A 19,079-nucleotide genomic window follows, 5' to 3' on the forward strand; every position below is an offset into this window, starting at 1 on the left:
CGCACGATGCGGCGTACCTTTCCGAGCATAGTACTCCGGAATTGGCGTGGTGTGCCGCTAAAAACTCTTCGCTCTCCCATCAGAAAAATTGCGCCGCCGCCCTGCGCGCCCATCCGAATCCGGGACTCGTTCTCATCGGGATACGAACTGCGCAATTGCAGTCGCGTAAAGGTATCAACCGAGGTGAAACCCGATCGTCTCCTTACCTCGACGTGGTGCGCAGCAGCTTCGAAGAAGCTCTCCAAGGACTGAACGGCCGGCTGGAGGGTTCCTTCGAGTCAGTACGCGACTTCAGGATGAGGTCGAGGCGGTGAAGGATCGGTCAAACAGGCTCGCCGAGGGCAGAGATATCCTTCGCCATGGCAATACCGCCAAGCCTACGAACTCTTTCTTGCATAACGATTTGAATTACCGTGCCCGTTTTTCCGTCTGAAACTGACCATTTTTGGTCGGATATATTGTGTCCCTATTCTGCGATGCTTGGGCATGTCCGTGGCGAGAAAGTCTGCGATTTAGACGGGGCCACTCAACCGGGCTGCTTGTGGATCGGGTCGACCCAGTAAACGGCCTCCGGCGGTTCGACGGCTTCGACATCGGGCAGGTTCACCACCACCGCCTCGTTGTCGGAGCGGACCAGCACGCAATGCAGGGGTTCGTCCGTCGACGCGTTGATCTCCTGATGGGGCACGAAGGGCGGGACGAAGATGAAGTCGCCCGGCCCGGCCTCGGCGACATATTCGAGCCGCTCGCCCCAGCGCATCCGGGCGCGGCCGGACACCACGTAGATGACGCTCTCGAGTTCGCCGTGGTGGTGGACGCCGGTCTTGGCATCGGGCTGAATCGCCACGGTACCGGCCCAGATCTTCTGGGCGCCGACCCGCGCGGCGCTGATCGCCGCCTGGCGAAACATGCCAGGGGTCTGTGCGGTGTTGGGGTCGAGGCGATCCCCTCGAATAACCCGAACCCCATCGTGCTTCCAAGCGTCCACGGCCTCGCCGGGCTCGTGCGCGTGGGTGTGATCGTCGTCGCCGTCGTGCATGTCACGTCCTCCGCCGCCATCATGGCACGACGCCACGCCCGCGGCACGCGGCCGGACGTGGTCCCGATCGAGGATCTGCCTGACACCAGAACGGCGACGGGGCGAGGCCTCCACCTTCCGGTGACCTCGCCCGTCGGCCGATTCGGCGACGCCCCTTAGAAGTCGTAGAGCCGCTTGGGATTGTCGACGAGGACCCGGTCCCGCGTCGCGCGGTCCGGCACCCATTCGGCGAGCAGATCAAGCAGGCGGCCGTCATCGACGTTCTGGGCCGGGGCGAGATCCGTCGGCTTACGGTCCGGCCTCGGCGTGCTGTCCGGGTGTGGCCAGTCGCTGCCCCAGACGAGCCGGTCCGGGTTCGTCGCCACGAGCGCACGGGCCAGCGGCAGCACGTCGGCGTAATCCGGTGCCCTGTCGGAGGCGCGATAGGCACCCGACAGCTTCACCCAGGCCTTCCCGCTGCGCACGAGGTCAAGCACGTCGCCGAAGCCGGGCTGATCGGGCCCGAGGGCAGCCTGGGCACCGGCGAAGTGATCGAACACGACCGGGACCGGCAGGGCCGACAGTTGCTGCTTCAGCGGGGCGATGACCGAGAGGCGGGAGTAGACCTGCAGGTGCCAGGGGCGCTGGCCGATCTGCTGGACGGCGCTGTCCAGCGCCTTGGCTGAGACGGCGGGATCGAACACGCCGGCCTGCTCCAGATTGACTCGAATGCCGCGGATCCCGGCCTTCGCCAGCCCATCGAGGTCGCCTGGGCTGGTCCCCGGTCCGATCACGGCAACGCCGCGGGCCCGCTGCGGCCCGAGCACGCGCAGGCCGTCGAGCGTCGCCGCGTTGTCGGTGCCATAGACGCTCGGCGTCACGATCACGACGCGGTCGAGCTTGAGCGCGTGCTGCAGGGCGAGCAGGGCCTCGGGCGGATCGACCGGTGGCGTGTAGGCGCGCCCGCTCCAGAACGGGAACTTAACCGGATCCGGGATGACATGGACATGGCAGTCGCACGCACCCGGCGGCACTTGGAACCTGACGGGGGTCTTCACGGTCGGGGCCTCGTCCGCCGCCCGACCCGGCCGGTCGGTGAGGACGAAGCCGCCGATGGCGGCGAAAGCGAGCGTCTGTCTACGCGACAGCATGGGGTCTCCTCCGGATGTTTTGGCGGCCTTCTCTGGGCGCGGTCCGGATCGGATCACTCGCGGACGCAAACCGCAAGTTGCCTCTGGATCGATGGGATCGCGCCTGTCGATCCGCCGGGTCGCCGAGGCGGTGAGGGGGCTCGTTCATCGGCGCAACGGCAGGGTGAGCGGACCCTTAACCAACTGTGCGCAATTGCACGGTCCGCCGCGATCCCACGGGGCCCGGCCGACGTTCTCTCGGCAACCCCACCGGAGATGCTCGGTCATGCTGATCCTCAATCCCATTACAGGACAGATTGTCGATGTCCCTGTGCCGCGGCCCGGGCCAAAAAAGACTTGACGCCGACGCGAGCAGCCCAGTTCTCCGATCGTCGATACGCGGCCAATGTCGGGTCATGACTTGGATGCGCAGCCGTTCAACAGTCGCGGCAAGTTCCCGTAGCAGCTGCCTTGCGGATGAAAATCTCAGGACGCTTGGACCGCTGATCGACGGCTGTCGGCCGGTCGAACACGCCCCTTTCCGAGGCCGGCCTCGGACGTCGTGACCGCCACGATCACGCGCAGCGGATCGGCACGCACCGAAGCGGAACCATTAGCTGAGCCGTTCGTTCACGGGCCATGGAACACTATAAGTCCACCCTCACGACGGCTGCGGTTGCTGCATTCGGCCTTCTGGCCGCTGCACACCTCCTGCATCCCGGTAATTACGAGGATCAGCCGAGGCGGGTTCGCGCGCTCAGCGTGGGCGCCGTCGACTCGCCCAGCATTGTGGCCTGGGTCGATCCGCCGGCACGACAGAGTGTTTCGACGGCATTGTCCGGCGCCCTGATCGCGACGGCGCAGGCGGCCGAGGCCGCGCCGGCCCAGGCGCAGCTGTCGACGGCCGGGCCGGTCGCCGAAGCCGCCCCGTCGCCAGCGGCTGTGCAGGCGGTACGGAAGCCGGACACCTCCCGGCGGCACAAGGTGGCGCAGCGCAGGATTCGCACGCATCAGGCGGCGCTCACGCGCAGCGCGCGGAACGAGCCGGCCATGGATCGACCGGTTTCTTCGCCCGACCAAGTACAGACGGCAGCGACCCGGTTCGACCCGATCCGCGCCCTGATCCACGGCCTCGGCCTCGACAGCTGAGATATCGATCGCTGCCACGCGGAACGGTGGTTCGTCGAGATGCTTGACCATGCGGGCAGCATAGGAGCCGTCGATGCGTGTGTTTCAGGTGCGTCAGGGATCAACGGGGACGATCCTTTGGACCGGCTCAGCAGCAGACCCGATCGCCGCCCTCGATGCGATGGCCCATGAGGCCGGCTACTACGACCACAGCGATATCCCAGAGCATCTGCGCGTTGGCGGCCTCCATGCGGAGGAGGTCCGGGTCTGAGGCATTCGCGCGGTCAGCAGCCGGGAGATGGCGAGCGCAGCGGTATCGCCTGCCGGGCTACGCCGAACGGGCGCCAGCTGGGGAGCACCACTATCGGCTGCTACTCCGGCGCCTTCCGAAAGGACGATGTGCATCCTGACCAGCGCAAGAGACTACGCATCCTTGGAAACGCGACAGCCCATAATTAAGATTGCGTTTCCAGCATTTTGAAAATGCGGTTCTCCGCGCATATGTCGTGCAAAGCGCCGCCAAATAAGAATGGCTATTCCAACACATATTAAGAGATGTCTATCCTAGCGATGCTACATTGCCGGCTCGAGATTTGATTTTTCCAGGTTGTATCCGTGGCAATATGCAATCTACACCGCCCGCTTCTCGTCGGCGCACCGATCGCGATCGTGATGGCGTTGCTCGCATTCGGCCCGGCCCAGGCCAGCCTGTCGAGCGCCGTCCGGATCGTGCTGCAGAAGGGCCGACGCTACGATCCGACCGACCTTTTTTTGCATCGCGGTGACACCATCACCCTGGTCAACGGCGACGAGAACGCCGTGCATCACGCCTTCATCGAGGCCGATCAGTTCTCGTTCGACGCCGGCGATGAAGAGCCCGGCAAGCAGGCGACGCTGACGCTGAAGGAGCCCGGGGACTTCGTGATCCAGTGCGGAATCCATCCGAAGATGAAACTCACGCTCCACGTGCAGTAGCCCGCCGAAACGCGTGCCGCGCCGGACTTCGCGCGCGTTCGCGATCCGCGCCGTCTCCGATTGGGACGGCGCGGATCTGATTCCAACGGGCGCCGGTTGAACCGGCGCACGCCGAGGTCGGACGATCAGGCCGCCATGGGCGCGTAGCGCTTGTGGCCCTTCACATCGAAGCGGTCGAGCATCATGACCTTGTCCCAGACCCGGACGAAATCGGCCACGAATCGCTGCGGTCCATCGCTGCCGGCATAGGCGTCGGCGATGGACCGCAGCTGCGCGTTCGACCCGAAGACGAGATCGCTGCGCGTGGCCTCGAAGCGTGCCTGCCCGCTCGCGCGGTCCTTGAGCACGAAGGTCATCGCCTCCGCATCGGCCTTCTCCCAGACGAGGTCGGTGTCGGTCATCGTCCGGAAGAAGTCATTCGTGAGCGCGCCGACGCGATCGGTGAAGACGCCGCGCTTCGACCCGTCGTGGTTGGCGTTGAGCGCACGCAGACCGCCGGTCAGGACCGCCCATTCCGGGGCGGTGAGGGTCATCAGATTGGCCTTGTCGAGGAACAGTTCCTCCGGCGAGACGCTGCGGGTCATCTGTCCGAACCCGTCATCGACGTAGTTCCGGAACCCGTCCGTCACCGGCTTCAGCCACTCGAACATCTCGATGTCGGTCAGCTCCTGCGTGGTGTCGACACGCCCGGGGGTGAACGGCACCGTCACGGCGACGCCAGCATCCTGCGCGGCCTTCTCCACGCCGACACAGCCGCCGAGCACGATCAGATCCGCGAGGGAGACCCGCTTCCCGTCGCTGCGCCCGTCGTTGAACCGCGCCATCACCCCGCGCAGGGCCTCGACCACCGGCGCGGCGCGCCGGTTGACGGTCCAGTCCTTCTGGGGGGCAAGGGCGAGACGGCCACCATTGGCGCCGCCGCGCTTGTCGCTGTCGCGGTAGGTCGAGGCTGCCGAGAACGCCGCGAAGGCCAGATCGGAGACCGACAGGCCGGTCGCGCCGATTGCCTGCTTCAGCGCGGCGATCTCCGCGTCACCGATCGGCGCGTAGGCCGCATCGGGCAGCGGGTCCTGCCACAGGAGCCCGTCCTCGATCGTGACCTCCGGGCCGAGGTAGCGGTGCTTCGGACCCATATCGCGGTGCGTGAGCTTGTACCACGCCTTGGAGAAGGCCTGGGTGAAGGCATCGAAGTCGCCGAGAAATTTCTCGCAGACTTTGCGGTACTCCGGATCCACCTTGAGGGCGATGTCGGAGGTCATCATCATCAGCGGATGCATCTCGCCGTCGACATGGGCGTCGGGGGTCCGCGGCGCGTTCGGGTCCTTCGGCGTCCACTGGAGCGCCCCGGCCGGGCTCTTGGTCTGCTCCCACTCGAACTTGAAGAGGTTCTCCAAGTAGGCGTTGTCCCACTTGGTCGGGTCGGGCGTCCAGCTGCCCTCGATGCCGTTGGTCATCGTGTCCTTGCCGGACCCTGCCCCCTTCGGATTGTGCCAGCCGAGGCCCATGGCCTCCATCGGCGCCATCTCGGGGGGCGGGCCGATTTCCTTGGCGGGCACCATGCCGTGGCTCTTGCCGAAGGCATGACCGCCGGCGATCAGCGCCACCGTCTCCTCATTGTTCATGGCCATGCGGCTGAAGGTGACCCGGATGTCACGCGCCGAGGCCATCGGATCACCGCTGGCATAGGGCCCCTCGGGATTGACGTAGATCAGTGCCTGGTGGGAGGCCGCGAGCGGGTTCTCCAGGTCGTAATCGGCGTCGCCGTTCTGACCGCGCCAGCGCTTGTCGCGGTTGACCATGTCGTCGAAGCTCGACACCGTGCCCATGTCGACGACCTCGGGACCCCAGTAGGTGGCGTTGTCCGCCTCCCAGGCGTCGAGCCGGCCGCCGCCGAAGCCGTAGGTCGGCAGACCCATGATCTCCAGGGCGCAATTGCCGGTCAGGACCATGAGGTCGGCCCAGGACAGGGCATTGCCGTACTTGTGCTTGATCGGCTGCAGGAGACGGCGCGACTTGTCGGTGTTGCCGTTGTCCCACCAGCTGCTGATCGGCGCGAAGCGCTGCATGCCCGTGCCGGCGCCGCCGCGGCCATCCGCGATCCGATAGGTCCCGGCCGCGTGCCAGGACATGCGGATCATCTGCGGTCCGTAATTGCCGTAGTCGGACGGCCACCAGGCGACCGACGAGGTCAGGAACTGCTTGATGTCCCGCTTGAGCGCGTCGAGGTCGATCTTATTGAACTCGGCCGCGTAGTCGAACTCCGGCCCGAGGGGATCGGCCGACACCCCGTTCTGGTGCAGGAGCTCGACCCTGAGGCGGTGGGGATACCAATTCTCCAGCGCGGGTTTGCCGCCGAAAGCACCACCAATCCGGTCGCCTCCGAACGGGCACTTACCTTCCATCTCGAAAGTCGTGGTATTGGTTTTGTCAATCGTCATTTCGTTCATCGAAATCTCGCTTGCTATCGAATGACTGCGATCGATTTGGCTGGCCTGACCCGCAATGCCGTTGGCGACCAGCCCTCGCTGCAATCGTCCATGCTCACCTTCGGCCCGACCGCTGAAATATGGCTCCGGCATCCGAGGTCGAGGTCACGCCGGAAGATTTGTATCCGCGGTCGTCTTCGAGCAGGCCCGAAGTCGGCGGAGCCCGAGCGACGTCCGGGCGCAGGCCGACCGATGGCCCACCCGGATCCGATCCTCCCGCCCGCCGAGGGACAGGCCGCGCGCGCGACGCCGGACCCGCTCAGCCCGGCCGATCAGGCGGCCCGCGCGTGCTCTGCGCCGACAGGGCCGCCGTCAGCTCGGATTCGAAGTCGGCGAGCGAGGCGTAGCGGCTGAGCTTGTGGCGGTACGGGAACGACCAGCGCCCGTCGGTACCCCGCTCCGTGGCGTGCCCGCGCAGGCCGTCGATGAAGGCGTTGAACCGCTCCCGCTCGGCCGTCACCAGCCGCAGCGTCGTGGTGCGGACGTAGTCCGGCGGCAGGGCCCGGGCCTTCATCGCCGCGACCCCGTCCTGAACGGACCGGGGATCGTCATCGACGACCAGCGTGGTGTCGGGATGCGCGAAGTGGTCCCGGCCTCCCTTGCTCCGGGTCGTGACCACGGGGAGCCCGGCCAGCAGGTACTCGATGCTGGCGTACATGGCCCCCTCGATCCGGGAGAGGCACAGGCCGACATGCGCCGAGGCCATGGCGCCGTTCACCGCCACATGGTCCATGGGCACGACATCGTCGGGCGTTAGCGCATTCAGAATGACGTGCCCCCGCGGCAGGGACCGGACGAACCGGTCGAGCTGCGCCCGCTTCAGCCGGGGCGACCATGTCCCGAACAGCTTCGTCACGTAGGCGCAGCTCGGCACGGTTCGGGCCAGCGCATGGCGTTTGATCGGCGCGATCTGCGCGTTGTAGATCGCGTCGAAATGCCGGGGCTGCTCGGGCATCGGGACGTACATCGTCTCGTCGACGAACATGTTCTGCGGCGCGAGATGGACATCGACGCCGAGACCGCGCAGCAGCCGCTCCTCTCCGGGCGTGTTGGCGAGGACGATGAGGCGGGCACGGGGGTGCGCGGTCCGGAAGCGGCGGTGCTGGACGGCCAGGGAAACCGCGAAGGCCGCACGTTCGAGGCTGTGCGTCAGCGGATGCAGGAAGATGAACGGAACGTCCGGGTATCGCGCCGCCATGTGATGGGCGACCCCGAAGGGTTTGGGCCGCGGCTGACAGCAGAAGATCGGTGGATCGTGGCTGAGGAACAGGCCCGGCACGATCGTCTCGGGCGGCAGATCCCGCGGGGCGCGGACGAACAGTTCGACCAGCCCGGACAGGTCGCCGAGGACCGGGACGTCGAACAGGTAGGGGTTGCGCAGGGCGTCCCAGCCCAACCGGCTGGATCGACCGGATCGGTCGCAGGTCCCCTCTGCCCCGCCGCGCCGTTGCACGAACGCGGGGACACGCAGAGCCGCTGGGGGCGGTTCGCTCATCTGCTGTGTGCCTGATGGAAGGGGGCGTCCAAGCCGTCTATCGGCGCGCACCGGCTGGACGGACCGCCGGAACGGCAGGGCATCGAATAGGGTCGGTCCGGCCCCGCCGTCGAACACGCGTCGTCGGACCGGACCCGTCGCTGCCGCGGCGGATCCTAGTCCTCAAGCTTACGCAGACCTTACGGCGTGCGGGTCAGGACGCGGCGAGAACAAGGTCATTTCAAGGCCAGGTTTCCGGCCAGGTTTCCGGCCAGTAATAGTGACGGCTCTGCCCGGGCCTCTTGCGCGAACTCCATGATTGCGACGGCGCCGCCGTCCGGCGCGTTGCGCAGGGCAAGCCGCCCGCCATGCGCCGTCATGGTCCGTTCGACGATCGACAGCCCGAGCCCGATCCCGTCTTCCCGGCCGCTGCGGAACTCCCGTCCCTGTACGGCCCCCGGTGCCAGCAGATCGGGCCCGAAGCCGCCGCCGCGATCCCGCACGCTCAGCGCACCCGCCGCCTCGACGGTCACGGTGATCGTCGTGCCGGGAGGCGCGTGCATCAGGGCGTTCTCGAGAAGGTTGCGCAGGGCCCGGCCCAGGTAATCGCGAAGACCCGCGACCGGGACTGGCCGCTCCGCGCCGAGGAGCTCCATCGACAAGCTCCGGGCGATCGCGGCGGGACCCAGCATGGCCGTCACCTCGCGGGCGACCATCGACAGGTCGACGACGTCGTCCGCCTCGACGTGGAGGCCGCCGAGCCGGACCCTGTCGAGGAGCTGCTCGACGAGGCGCTCCATACGGCAGAGATCCTCCGTGATCGGACGCGCGATCGTGCCGCCGGCCATGGCCATCCGGGTTTTCATGATCGCGAGCGGCGTGCGCAGCTCGTGGGCGACGTCCCCGACGAACTGCTCCAGGACGAGGTAGCCCTGCTGCAGCCGCGCCAGGCTCTGGTTGACGGCCCGGACGAGGATCAGGACCTCGTCCGGCATCGCCCCCTCCGAGAGGCGGGTGCCGACATTGCCGGGTTCGATCAGCTCCGCCTCCTGGGCGGCCCTGCGGAGCGGACGCAGAGCGAGGCGTGTCACCAGCAGGTTGACCGCCACCGTCCCGGCCAGGAAGGGGATCCAGATCCAGGCGATGTCCTGGACGAACTCCTCCAGCACCGTGTCGAACACGAGGGGCCCGTTGGGGAAAGCAATCTGCAGGATCAGCGGCGGTTGCGTTGTCCGGACGGTGCTCGACAGGCCATAGAGCGGCGCCTGCCCTGGGCGCGGCAGCATGAAGAATTGCTCCCGCGGGCCCTGCGGCACGACAAGCGGCGCGGCGATGCCCGGCGCAGCCGCCAGCAGCTGACCCTGCTGCGTCAGCAGGACGTACACGCCGCCGTCGTCGATGACCTGATGGGCAACGGTCCCGGTATGCCCGTCGCGGCCGTTCTCGGGATCGGCCGTGACTTCCCGCGCGAGGGTGTAGGCGAAGCTCCGGAGCGTCCCCTCGCGGAATTGCCCGTTCAGGGTCTCGAAGCGGTCGTACAGGAACAGGGTGGCGACCCCGATCGCCAGGACGAACAGGGCCACCGTCGCGACCGCGAGCCTCGTGAACAGGGTCGAACCCACCGGCCTCACGGGCGAGCGTCGGTCAGGACGTAGCCGATTCCCCGCAGCGTGTGGATCTCCAGCTCGGCATGCGCGCCCGCGAGCCTCTTGCGCAGGCGGTGAATGAGAACCTCGATGGCGTTCGATCCGACCTCCTCGTCGAAGCCGTACAGGGAGCTTTCGAAATGGGCCTTCGACACCACGGTCCCGGTCCGGCGTAGCAGCAGTTCCAAGGCCGCGAGTTCCTTGCGGCTCATCTCCACGTCGCACCCGGCGATACGGACCTGCCGGCGGACCGTGTCGAACTCGACGTTGCGTCCGGTCAGGCGCAGCCCCAACGCCTGCCCGGGCCGGCGCATCAGCGCGCGCAGGCGGGCGAGGAGTTCCTCCATCTCGAAGGGCTTGCGCAGGTAGTCGTCGGCACCGCCGTCGAGGGCGTCGATCAGCGCCTGGGTGCTGTCCCGCGCGGTCAGGACCAGGATCGGGCAGCCGGGCCGGCCTCCGCCCTTGCTGGGCAGGAGCGTCATGCCGTCGCGATCCGGCAACCCGAGGTCCAGGACGACGGCATCGTACGCGGCCGTGGCCAGCGCGGCCTCCGCATCCTCGCCGGTCCGGACGAGGTCGACAACGAAGCCTTGGACGCGCAGGGCATCGCCGATCAGCGCGCCCAGCCGGCGGTTATCCTCGACCAGAAGAATGCGCACCGGCGTCTGTGGGCTCAGCACGGATTGCGTTCGGTATTCGAACGCATCGGGGGACGGCGGTCTACCTCCGAACCTGCGGATCACCATTCAGAGCACCCGCCGATCGTGAATACCACGCCGGGCAGGATTGCCGACTAAAAGGGTTTTCACACTCGAGGCCGCTCTCTCAAAGACATCGCCCGTTTCCGACCAGAATCCTTATCGCGAGGACCAGAGCCTCACCTTCGCGGCGGCGGCCGGGGCGCTCGGTGCCAGGGGGCTCCATCACCGTCACGGCTTCGCGGGCAGCATGCGGCGCAGGATCGTATCGTGCCACAGGTAATGGTGCACCAGCGCCGCCGCGGCGTGGAACAGCGCCAGGACCATCAGGATGTTGGCGGCCAGGCCGTGCCATTGCGTCAAAGGCCTGCGCCACGTGGCGTCGCCGAGCTGCGGCAGAGCGATGGATCCGACGAGCGGGACACCCCGCACGAAGGCGTTGGCGATGCCGAGGCCGACGACGGCGAACAGCAGCCCATACAGGGCCCCATGCGTCGCCTTCGCCAGCTGGTGCAGCGGACCCGGATCCGCGACCGGCAAGCTGCGGCCCCGCGTTGATCGCCAGAGGAGGAGCCCGACAATCAGCGCGGCAACGACGAAACCGGCATCGAAATGCGCCGACCAGATGCCGGTGCGCAGGGTCCCCTTGGGCAGAAGATCTTCGAGGAAGGTGCCGATCAACCAGAGGATCAGCACGAGGGCGGCGGTCAGCCAGTGCAGGGCAATCGTGCCCCGGTCGTAGGTCGCGGCGCCGGGCGGGGCCCGCTCGATGGTGATGATCGGTTTCGAACTCATCGCGGCATCTCCACAGCGGCCGTCTGGGGTTGTGGCGGCACGGAGCGAGCCTCCGCGCCGCTGGCTGCGGACGGCTGGCGCGGCAGGATGCGGCGGCCCTTCGCGCTCAGGAACCACAATCCCGGCACGTCGCGGCCGGTCCGACCGGGGAGTCTCGGCCTGACGAGCCCGCGTTCGAGGAGGGAGCGGACGGTGCGCATCTCCCAGGGCCCGAGTGAATGCAGAGACCCCTCGGCACCCAGACGCTGCAACATCGTCCGCTGCCCGGGGGTGAGGGCGCGCCAAGCCCGTGTTCCATCGTGGTCGGTCATTTCAGATTGGAATTAGTCTAAAGTTCTCCGGACGTGCAAGGGGGGACGAGGCTGCCCTGGACGGTCAAAGCCCCAATCTCGCGTCGGGGCCCGGATCGGCCGGGATTGGGGTGCGGCGGCTTCCGGGATCTCGGCGCTGCACCGCCCCTGGATCGCGTATCATCCCTGTCGGCAAAGCTGTGTGACGCTGGGCCTGGGCGCCCCTCAGTCATCCATCGTGGAGCGAAGCAACCTGGCGCCGAATGTCTACCAGACTCGTCTTGGACGACGTCCACTAAATTCGGTTTCATTATCCAATCCCTCGAGATCCTGCCGATCCAAGGTGCGGGGCACGGAATATGCCGGGAAATTGACTTTCCCCCGAGGCGCCGGGGCCGGAACGGTCCGCTCCCGCCCGGTGTTTCAGACCGCGCCGCGGCCATCGAACCGGTCAAGGGGGCCGCCGGCGCTGTTCCTGAAAGGATCCCGTCAATGGACAAGACAGTCGCTGGCCTGATCGGAGCCGTCACGCTCCTTGCCGCCGTCGACCCGGCGCTCGCCGCGATGCCGGCCCCGACCGGCCTCAAGGCGGCCATGCAGGCCGAGAGCTACGCCGACCTGCTGAAGCCGATTCCCGACGCGGTGGCGCTCCTCAAGGAATCCGACGCGGCCGAGGCGAAGGCCGAACTGCTAGCGCCCGCCACCGAGGGCGAGGCGACGGTCCAGGAGGCTCAGTACTACTACCATCACCACCACCACCATCACCACCGCTTCTACCGCCGCTTCTACCACCACCATCATCACCACCACCGCTTCTTCCGGCGGTTCCACCACCATCACCACCATCACCACGGCTACTTCCGCCCCTACGGCTACTAAGCAGCCGGCCGCGGAGAGGGGCGCGCCCCTCTCCGCGGTCCGTCAGCGCGTGCTCTTGGCCGCGCCCAGGATGCGCCGGTAGGTCCCGTCGAACACGGTGTTGGTCGCCGAGGTCCACTGCGAATCCGACGCCAAAGTCGACCGACTGGCATAGATCCGCCGGGATTGCAGTTCGCGCTCGGCGGCCTCCTCCTCGGGCATGGGCACGAGTTCGAAATCGGCCTCCGCCGGCACAACGGTCACCTGCATGAACGGCTCGCCGGGCCGGAAGACGTGGGTGCGCCCCTCGTCGGGGGACTTGAAGACCATGAAATACATCATCGGCCACCAGTTCCGCAGGAGCGCCGGCACCGCGACCGGAACGGTCCCGGACCGGTCAGTATAGAAGCGGGGATGGGTCTCGGTCTTGATCGCCCAGCCATCCTCTACCTTCAGGTCGAGGAGGATCTGATAGGTGTAGTAGGCGTCGCCGAAGGTCCGGAACGGCGGCCATTGCATGCCGGGCTCCGGCGGTTCGCCGAAATCGCCCTCGAAGACGAGCGCGCCATCGCGGGTGCTGACGCGCAATTCGGCTTCGTAGGGGTAGAACAGCTCGATTCCCGCCTTGGCCGCCTCCGAGAAGGGCAGGCAGTGCCACGCATATTCCTGCGCCCCGTCGGTGCGGGGCTCCGGGTTTCCCGCCCAACCGGGGATCTCGAGCCGCGTGCGCCGCGGGCGCAGGCCCGGCTCCATCAACCTGAACTTGACGTGTCGCATGGCAGCCGTCCCGATGAGTCCGGTCCCCGTAACGTCCTGCGCATCGAGAGGGTTCAGCGTTTCGCTTGCGGCTGGCAGCAGCCCGGACTTCGGGCGTGGTCACGCGGGTGCAGTCTGTCACGGAGAGCGCTACGGGCGCGGGCATCCAACCCCGGTCCCGGTGCCGACAACCGGCAGCGCGCACGCGTTCGCGGGTGCGTTGGATCGCGCTCAGGCGGCGTTCGGAGCGGAAGGTACGTCGACCGCGTGCTGGGCCCATTCGCAGGGCTGGATGAGCCCGTGGTAGACCGCGATCTCCAGCTGGAGGATCCTGCGACATTCGTCGGACAGGTCGGGAAGGAGATCGCAACCGTCCTGATCGATCGCGGTTCTGAGGAACGCGAACGGGCACACCTCGTCGTACGAGACCAGAACTTCGCGCTCCGCATACGGATCCAGCGGGTCGATACAGTAATGAGCCGGCATCAAAGCATCCATACGCACGCGACGCATCCCGGATAGCTTGGACCCGCGGTCAGGGCAGCCCGATGGAGATTGCTGATCGGTATGGAGAGCCGTTGCTTCGTCGTCCGACTGCCGGTGCGTGCGGCGCCTCAGTGATCGACGGACACGTCGGCGCCCGTGGTGGGCATGACCGCGTAAGCCGTCGGAAATTCGGCGCGCAGGGCCCACAGGGCGGAGCGGATCGCGCCCCGCACCTGAGCCGATGCGCCCTGCAACTCGGCTTCGGCGCGGAGGTCCTGGAGCGCGTGCAGGAGCGTCCTCCGCTGCGGAGCACCCGGCAGGCCGTGATCGGTCGTGAGCAGGGTCAGCAGGGCCCGACCGAGTGGATCCGCGAACAACGTCGACATGTCGGACTTCCTGGTCAGTCTGTCGCGCTGCGTGGGCGTGCAATACACTCATGAGGGCGTAAATCGACCTCATGCGGAAGCATAGAGCGTAGCCGTTACGGAGTATGAGCCGGCCGCCGATGTGGGCAGGCTGCTACCGTGGAACGACCGGCCTTCGTCTCGGCCGGGACCGCCGGCCGCACGCATGGTCGGCTGCCGGAAAGATCACGCCGTCGAACCTTACGGCCGCCGTGCATGCACAGGCAGATCGGAACCCATCGACGCGGTTGGTGTTGGCCCCGCAACGCAACTGCGAAGGGTCGATCGATGCGTAAACTTGTACTCATCTCCGCCATGACGCTGAGCCTTGGAGCTATCGGCGCGAGCGGCGCACAGGCGCAGGGTTTTGGCTACGGCGGCGGCTACCGAGACGGGTACGGCCGTGGTTATGACCACGGCTATGGCCGGAACCGGGATTACGGTTACCGCCGCCACCGCGGTCTCTCGACGGGTGCCGCCGTCGGCCTCGGGATCGCCGGCGCCGCGGCAGGCGCCGCGGCTGCGGGGGCCTTCGACCGTGGCGGTCCGGGCTATTACGGCCGCGGCTACTGAATCCTTCCGCCGGAAACGACCTGAAGCCCTGCCGCACCTGCGCGGCAGGGCTTATTCATGGACGGTGTGGGCGGCGTCCGAAACGGCTTCGCCCTGGCACAGGCCGCTCGCCTGCGGGAACGAAGCTCGGGCCGCGCGTCCATCTACCGGAGGTACCGCCCGAGCCACTGACGCAAGGGTGGCCTGACCGCGCGTCGCGCGCGTCGCTCCGCGAAGGCGTCGATGCGGATCCGATCTGTTGGAACCTGGCGCAGGAAGCGTTCGGCGATCTCGAAGATCACGATGTCGGGCCGGGTCGCCTCGATGTAGGCCCAGTCGAGATTGGCCGACCAGATCGCGTGGACTTCGCCGAACGTCTCCGCCAGCATGGCGGTGAGGCGTGCCCCCGGGCTGTAGATGTACGAATCCCCGAACAGCACCACCCGGCGCGGATCCGGAGCCGCGGGGTTCCTCATCACGACACGCGACCCCACGAACAGGCCACGCTGTCGGACCACCTGTCCGGTCTCGCGCACCCGGACCAGCGCGTTCGCGTCGACCCGTTCGGCGCGGCGCGGGAAGTCGTAGGCGACATAGGCTTCATCGACCGGCGGCTGGAGCTTCTCGCCGAGATCGAAGGTGAAGCGCTCGCAGGTCTGCGTGCCCGCGAAGACATGCTCGGCCACCGGCGCGTCAAGGGCCTCGCACAAGGCGCGGTAGGCCGTGAGATAGCCGCGATACGTCCAGTGCGTGTCCGTCCGCAGATAGACCGGCTCGTCGTCCCTCGCCGCCAGCAGCGGTGTCAGCAGATCGACCATCGGGGCGAGGCCGTCTGCCGCCAGAAGCCGCGCGAGGCGCATGCCGGGCGGGTCGTCGAGACCCGGGAAGGCGCGGCCGAGGGTGTCGGGATAGACAGCCAGTTTGTCCGGTACGACAGCGTGGACGTGCCGGATCCCGAGCCCGTCCAGGCGGCGGGCCCGCCGGTTGATCAGCCGCGCCCAGCGTCGGAGGATCCGGCGCGACAGGGCGGTGTCCCCGTAGAATCTTTCGACTTCCCCGGCCCGCCCGACCCAGTAGAGCCAGCCGTCCTGCCCCACGGCCACCCCATTGCCGCTCGTCATGACCTATCCGTGCGTCCGTCGCTCGGCCGACCATCCTCGCTGGCGCGGCTCCCCCGTGGGCCTCGACGGATCCGGACCGGATTGCAAGGCCGCGGCCGGCCGGCGCGTCTGTGCCGACCGCGTTTCGCCCCGCGTCATTCCCCGTCCAGGCAGAACACCACGCCGGCGGTTCGTTCCTTCCGCCAGACGACCTTGACCGCATAACGCATCTTGGCGTCGGTCAGCACCAGTTCGAACGCGTTCTCCAGCAGCGTCACGTGTGAGCCGAGAAATTCCAGCATCGCGCCGCGGTCAGAGATATTCCTGATCTGACAGGGGAACCGCGCCCCATCCGGATGCAGCGCGAAGGCCAGCAGCGCAGTGGGTTTTCGTGCGGTACGGCGTCGTTCCACGGCGCCGCTGCCGGGCGTGGCATTGCGAGACATGGCCGATGTTCCTGCCCATGTCGGCCAACATGGCGCGAGTTCCTTAAAAATGCAGTCGATTTACTAATATGTAATTGACGACTGCACATCTCGCGACGCCGCGCAGGTCCGCGAAGCCGACGCCACCGGGGAGCCCTATCGGCGGTCGTGACCGCGCGCGGGCGGGCCCTTGCCGGCCTTGATGAATTTGCCCACGATCAGGCCGAGCGGGACGGACATCAGGAACCAGGCTCTCAGAAATCGCAGCGCCTTCATCGTGAACCGCTCCCTGCTTGCCACCCGTGTCGATATCAGACCCCGGCGCTGTCCGGGATCCCTGGCCGGGGGCCGCATGGCCCTGGAACGACGGTGCGGTCGTTCCCCGGACCACGGGGCCTATCCGATCCGCTGTTAAATTCCTCACCCCGGTGGCCGCTCGGGGGTACACCGGAGGGTCATCGGGAAACCACCATGCGTCTGCACACGGGCCTCGCGCTGCTGCCGAGCCTCCTCGCTCTCTCCGGAGGATTGACCTCCCCCGCGTCAGCCGAAGCGCCGGGGGCGCCGCCGACCGTCACGGCGGCTCTCGCCTGGCCGCAGAACTTCTCCCAGAACGTCCAGGGCACCGGCGTGCCGGGGCTCGATGGCGGACACGTCTTCCTGTGGAACCGGCCCGGAGGTTTCGATCCGGTCTCGACCCTCCGGGTCGACCGGCACGTGCCGGAGGGGTCGGGGGAGGCCACCCATACCTACAAGGCGCTCTGGGTGCTCGGTTCCTCCGGACCCCACAACGCCGGCTACGAGTGGACGATCACTGGTGAACAGCACAACCGGGCGCTTGCCAGCGCCGGCGCACAGAACGTCGCGGTCAACGGGACGATCTTCAAGGAGCCCAACGGCCTCGGGCCGGTCGGGCCGTCCTGGGCCGGGAACTTCAACTGCGTGGACATGACCAGCGAGGCCGACCCGGTCGCCTCCTGCATCGGCGCCGAGATCGACGTGTCGGCGCAATCGCCGACGACGGATCGCAACCGCCAGCGGGTCGGCCTGCAGGTCTCCACCGGCGGCGTGCCGGGCGCCCACACCGGATACGGCATCCTGATGGGCAATCTCTCCGGATCCGTCACCGACCGCGGACTCTCGTTCCAGGGCGAGGGCACCTACGGCATCGGGATCGACGCCGCCGCGGCCCACTTCACCGGCGTGCCGATCCTGCTCGGCCCGGGGCAGATGATCGGCCTCGACGGCACGCGCCAGGGTGGGTTCACCCGAAGCCTCGGCTTCGACGGGCGCGACCTGATCTACGGGATCGGCGGCGCGCCAGTGTTCCGCGTGAGCGATGCCGGTCGGGTCGAGGCCGCCGCCATTCGCGAGACGCTGCCACACCCGCCCCGGAGCAGCGGCGAGGCCTGCCTCCCCGGCGACCACGCCTGGGACCAGGCCTACGAGTACCGCTGCGTGGCGCTGAACCGCTGGAAGCGCGCGCCGCTGAGCGACTGGTGAGCGCCGCGGCGCCGGACGTCAGCGGTCGAGGATGCGCACCACCGCGCGCGTGGCGGGATCGACCACCACGATCTTGTCGCCCGGCGCCACGAAGTAGCCGAAGCGGCGCAGGCGGGGGTTCGGGGCCTCCGTGAAGGGCGCGAGCCGCACGTCCTCGGGCACGATGCTGCCGGGCCGCAGCGGGATCGAGCCGACGATCGGGCCCGGCCCGACGGGACGGCGCACGATGTAGTCGCGCACGACGACATCGTCGTCGGGGCCGAACTCGTCTGGCTCCACGATCACGGCCTGCGCGAAGGCGGATCCGGTGAACAGGGCGGCGAACCCGAGGGCGGCCGCGAGGCTTGCGCGTTTCGACATGTCGGGCTCCGTGACCACCAGGGCTCGCGGAAACACCGCCGATCCCGGATCGGTTCCCGCCCCGCTCCGGTCAGCGGCCGATCTGGGCCGCCTCGGTCAGCGGCAGCGGCGACCACCGGGTGATCTGAACGTATCCGTCCAGGGCCGCGACCACGATGTGGCGGCGGTGCCGATGCACCACCGCACCGGCCGCGTGGGTGTGGCGTTCCTGCCAGCCCTGGGCCTCCGCGACGAAGACCCGGGTCTCGCCCAAGCGGGCGATCGTCTCGACGGTGCCGAAGGCCCGCACCCGCCGCAGGATCGCGGTCACGTCCTGCCGGAAATCGAGGGTGCGGTCGGAATCGCTGGCGCGGGGCCAGTAGGAGCCGTCTCCCTGCGGCTCGGCGAAGCGCCATCGGTTCGGCAGGTCGCGGCCGAGGGGGCCGGCGACGAGGCGCCGGGCCGCCATCTGGCATTTGGCCAGCAGGGTCTCGTGGTTCTCCTGCGGGCTCAGCGGAAACATGTCCTGGGCGAGGATGTCGCCGGTGTCGAAGCCGTCGGCGAGCACATGGGCGGTCACGCCCCAGGTCTCGTAACGGTCGAGCAGGGCGCGGAACAGCGGGTAGGGGCCGCGCCCGATCGGGAGCGGCGACGGATGGATGTTGAACCCGTAGGCGGCGCGGCCGCGCCAGCCGCGCACCAGCCACGGATAGCCCGCCACCACGAGCGCCCAGTCCTTGCCGTGCTCGGCCTGGATCGCCTCGATGTCGCGCTCCCGGATCCGCGAGAGCTGGATCGGAAGGCGCAGCGTCCGCGCGCGGGCAACGATCACGTCGTTGTGGTCGTAGATCCCGTCGCAGGGGCGGGTGAACAGTTTGATCGGCGTCCAGCCGGCATCCAGAAGCCCCTCGAACACGCCGCCGAGGAAATCGATGCCGGCGAACGCGAACTTCATGCTTCCCGCCTGCGACCTTGTGCACGTGCTGCGCGCAGGCCTATCGCCTGCCCGACACCGC

Annotated in this window: 20 protein-coding genes; 6 read left to right on the forward strand and 14 right to left on the reverse strand. The window is 67.9% G+C overall.

What is annotated here, in order from left to right:
* Positions 1-526: 526 nt before the first annotated feature.
* Both AC3IF1_RS11030 and AC3IF1_RS11035 read right to left on the reverse strand, forming a co-directional pair.
* The gene (locus AC3IF1_RS11030; RefSeq protein ID WP_489217565.1) at positions 527-1,039 is read right to left on the reverse strand and encodes a cupin domain-containing protein; all 513 of its coding nucleotides are present in this window, start codon (positions 1,037-1,039) and stop codon (positions 527-529) included.
* Between the two features lie 155 nt (positions 1,040-1,194).
* On the reverse strand, positions 1,195-2,169 hold the full coding sequence (locus AC3IF1_RS11035) for an amidohydrolase family protein (RefSeq protein ID WP_489217566.1): 975 nt from the start codon (positions 2,167-2,169) through the stop codon (positions 1,195-1,197).
* A gap of 618 nt (positions 2,170-2,787) precedes the next feature.
* Here AC3IF1_RS11035 and AC3IF1_RS11040 point away from each other — a divergent pair.
* The 3 genes from AC3IF1_RS11040 (at position 2,788) to AC3IF1_RS11050 (ending at position 4,251) form a co-directional block, all read left to right on the forward strand.
* On the forward strand, positions 2,788-3,297 hold the full coding sequence (locus AC3IF1_RS11040; protein ID WP_489217567.1) for a hypothetical protein: 510 nt from the start codon (positions 2,788-2,790) through the stop codon (positions 3,295-3,297).
* A 73-nt stretch (positions 3,298-3,370) separates the two neighbouring features.
* Complete coding sequence (locus tag AC3IF1_RS11045) at positions 3,371-3,547, forward strand: hypothetical protein (protein ID WP_243971992.1); 177 nt, start codon at positions 3,371-3,373, stop codon at positions 3,545-3,547.
* A 401-nt stretch (positions 3,548-3,948) separates the two neighbouring features.
* On the forward strand, positions 3,949-4,251 hold the full coding sequence (locus tag AC3IF1_RS11050) for a cupredoxin domain-containing protein (protein WP_489217568.1): 303 nt from the start codon (positions 3,949-3,951) through the stop codon (positions 4,249-4,251).
* Positions 4,252-4,376: 125 nt separating this feature from the next.
* Here the strand turns inward: AC3IF1_RS11050 and katG are convergent, their stop codons facing one another.
* The 5 genes from katG to AC3IF1_RS11075 form a co-directional block, all read right to left on the reverse strand.
* Positions 4,377-6,698 carry a catalase/peroxidase HPI gene (gene katG, locus AC3IF1_RS11055; protein ID WP_489217569.1) on the reverse strand — a complete coding sequence of 774 codons (2,322 nt, stop codon included), beginning with the start codon at positions 6,696-6,698 and terminating at the stop codon, positions 4,377-4,379.
* 298 nt (positions 6,699-6,996) lie between these two features.
* The gene (locus AC3IF1_RS11060) at positions 6,997-8,133 is read right to left on the reverse strand and encodes a glycosyltransferase (protein ID WP_489217570.1); all 1,137 of its coding nucleotides are present in this window, start codon (positions 8,131-8,133) and stop codon (positions 6,997-6,999) included.
* Between the two features lie 314 nt (positions 8,134-8,447).
* Positions 8,448-9,833 carry a sensor histidine kinase gene (locus AC3IF1_RS11065; protein WP_489217571.1) on the reverse strand — a complete coding sequence of 462 codons (1,386 nt, stop codon included), beginning with the start codon at positions 9,831-9,833 and terminating at the stop codon, positions 8,448-8,450.
* Between the two features lie 5 nt (positions 9,834-9,838).
* Complete coding sequence (locus tag AC3IF1_RS11070) at positions 9,839-10,537, reverse strand: response regulator (protein WP_489217572.1); 699 nt, start codon at positions 10,535-10,537, stop codon at positions 9,839-9,841.
* A 249-nt stretch (positions 10,538-10,786) separates the two neighbouring features.
* On the reverse strand, positions 10,787-11,350 hold the full coding sequence (locus AC3IF1_RS11075) for a cytochrome b (RefSeq protein ID WP_489217573.1): 564 nt from the start codon (positions 11,348-11,350) through the stop codon (positions 10,787-10,789).
* A gap of 782 nt (positions 11,351-12,132) precedes the next feature.
* Between AC3IF1_RS11075 and AC3IF1_RS11080 the strand changes: the two genes are divergently transcribed.
* Positions 12,133-12,519, forward strand: a complete 387-nt coding sequence (locus AC3IF1_RS11080; RefSeq protein WP_243971979.1) for a hypothetical protein — start codon at positions 12,133-12,135, stop codon at positions 12,517-12,519.
* A 42-nt stretch (positions 12,520-12,561) separates the two neighbouring features.
* Here AC3IF1_RS11080 and AC3IF1_RS11085 read toward each other — a convergent pair whose 3' ends face one another.
* The 3 genes from AC3IF1_RS11085 to AC3IF1_RS11095 form a co-directional block, all read right to left on the reverse strand.
* The gene (locus AC3IF1_RS11085; protein ID WP_489217574.1) at positions 12,562-13,275 is read right to left on the reverse strand and encodes a hypothetical protein; all 714 of its coding nucleotides are present in this window, start codon (positions 13,273-13,275) and stop codon (positions 12,562-12,564) included.
* A gap of 210 nt (positions 13,276-13,485) precedes the next feature.
* Positions 13,486-13,758, reverse strand: coding sequence for a hypothetical protein (locus tag AC3IF1_RS11090; protein ID WP_489217575.1), 273 nt, complete (start codon positions 13,756-13,758; stop codon positions 13,486-13,488).
* Between the two features lie 110 nt (positions 13,759-13,868).
* Positions 13,869-14,126, reverse strand: coding sequence for a hypothetical protein (locus AC3IF1_RS11095; RefSeq protein ID WP_489217576.1), 258 nt, complete (start codon positions 14,124-14,126; stop codon positions 13,869-13,871).
* A 306-nt stretch (positions 14,127-14,432) separates the two neighbouring features.
* Here AC3IF1_RS11095 and AC3IF1_RS11100 point away from each other — a divergent pair, with 306 nt between their 5' ends.
* Complete coding sequence (locus AC3IF1_RS11100) at positions 14,433-14,717, forward strand: hypothetical protein (protein WP_489217577.1); 285 nt, start codon at positions 14,433-14,435, stop codon at positions 14,715-14,717.
* Between the two features lie 143 nt (positions 14,718-14,860).
* Here the strand turns inward: AC3IF1_RS11100 and AC3IF1_RS11105 are convergent, their stop codons facing one another.
* Both AC3IF1_RS11105 and AC3IF1_RS11110 read right to left on the reverse strand, forming a co-directional pair.
* Positions 14,861-15,817 carry an alginate O-acetyltransferase AlgX-related protein gene (locus AC3IF1_RS11105; protein ID WP_489217578.1) on the reverse strand — a complete coding sequence of 319 codons (957 nt, stop codon included), beginning with the start codon at positions 15,815-15,817 and terminating at the stop codon, positions 14,861-14,863.
* A 134-nt stretch (positions 15,818-15,951) separates the two neighbouring features.
* Positions 15,952-16,242 (reverse strand): PilZ domain-containing protein, encoded by a 291-nt coding sequence (locus AC3IF1_RS11110; RefSeq protein ID WP_243971969.1) that lies wholly within the window; start codon positions 16,240-16,242, stop codon positions 15,952-15,954.
* Positions 16,243-16,692: 450 nt separating this feature from the next.
* On the opposite strand from AC3IF1_RS11110, the gene AC3IF1_RS11115 reads away from it, so the two are divergent.
* A complete protein-coding gene (locus AC3IF1_RS11115; RefSeq protein WP_489217579.1) occupies positions 16,693-17,724 on the forward strand; it encodes a hypothetical protein in 1,032 nt (343 codons plus the stop codon).
* Between the two features lie 18 nt (positions 17,725-17,742).
* Here AC3IF1_RS11115 and AC3IF1_RS11120 read toward each other — a convergent pair whose 3' ends face one another.
* Positions 17,743-18,084, reverse strand: coding sequence for a hypothetical protein (locus AC3IF1_RS11120; protein ID WP_243971966.1), 342 nt, complete (start codon positions 18,082-18,084; stop codon positions 17,743-17,745).
* Positions 18,085-18,154: 70 nt separating this feature from the next.
* Complete coding sequence (locus tag AC3IF1_RS11125) at positions 18,155-19,018, reverse strand: formyltransferase family protein (protein ID WP_489217580.1); 864 nt, start codon at positions 19,016-19,018, stop codon at positions 18,155-18,157.
* Positions 19,019-19,079: the final 61 nt, after the last annotated feature.

It is taken from the genome of Methylobacterium sp. E-012 (genome assembly GCF_057836545.1).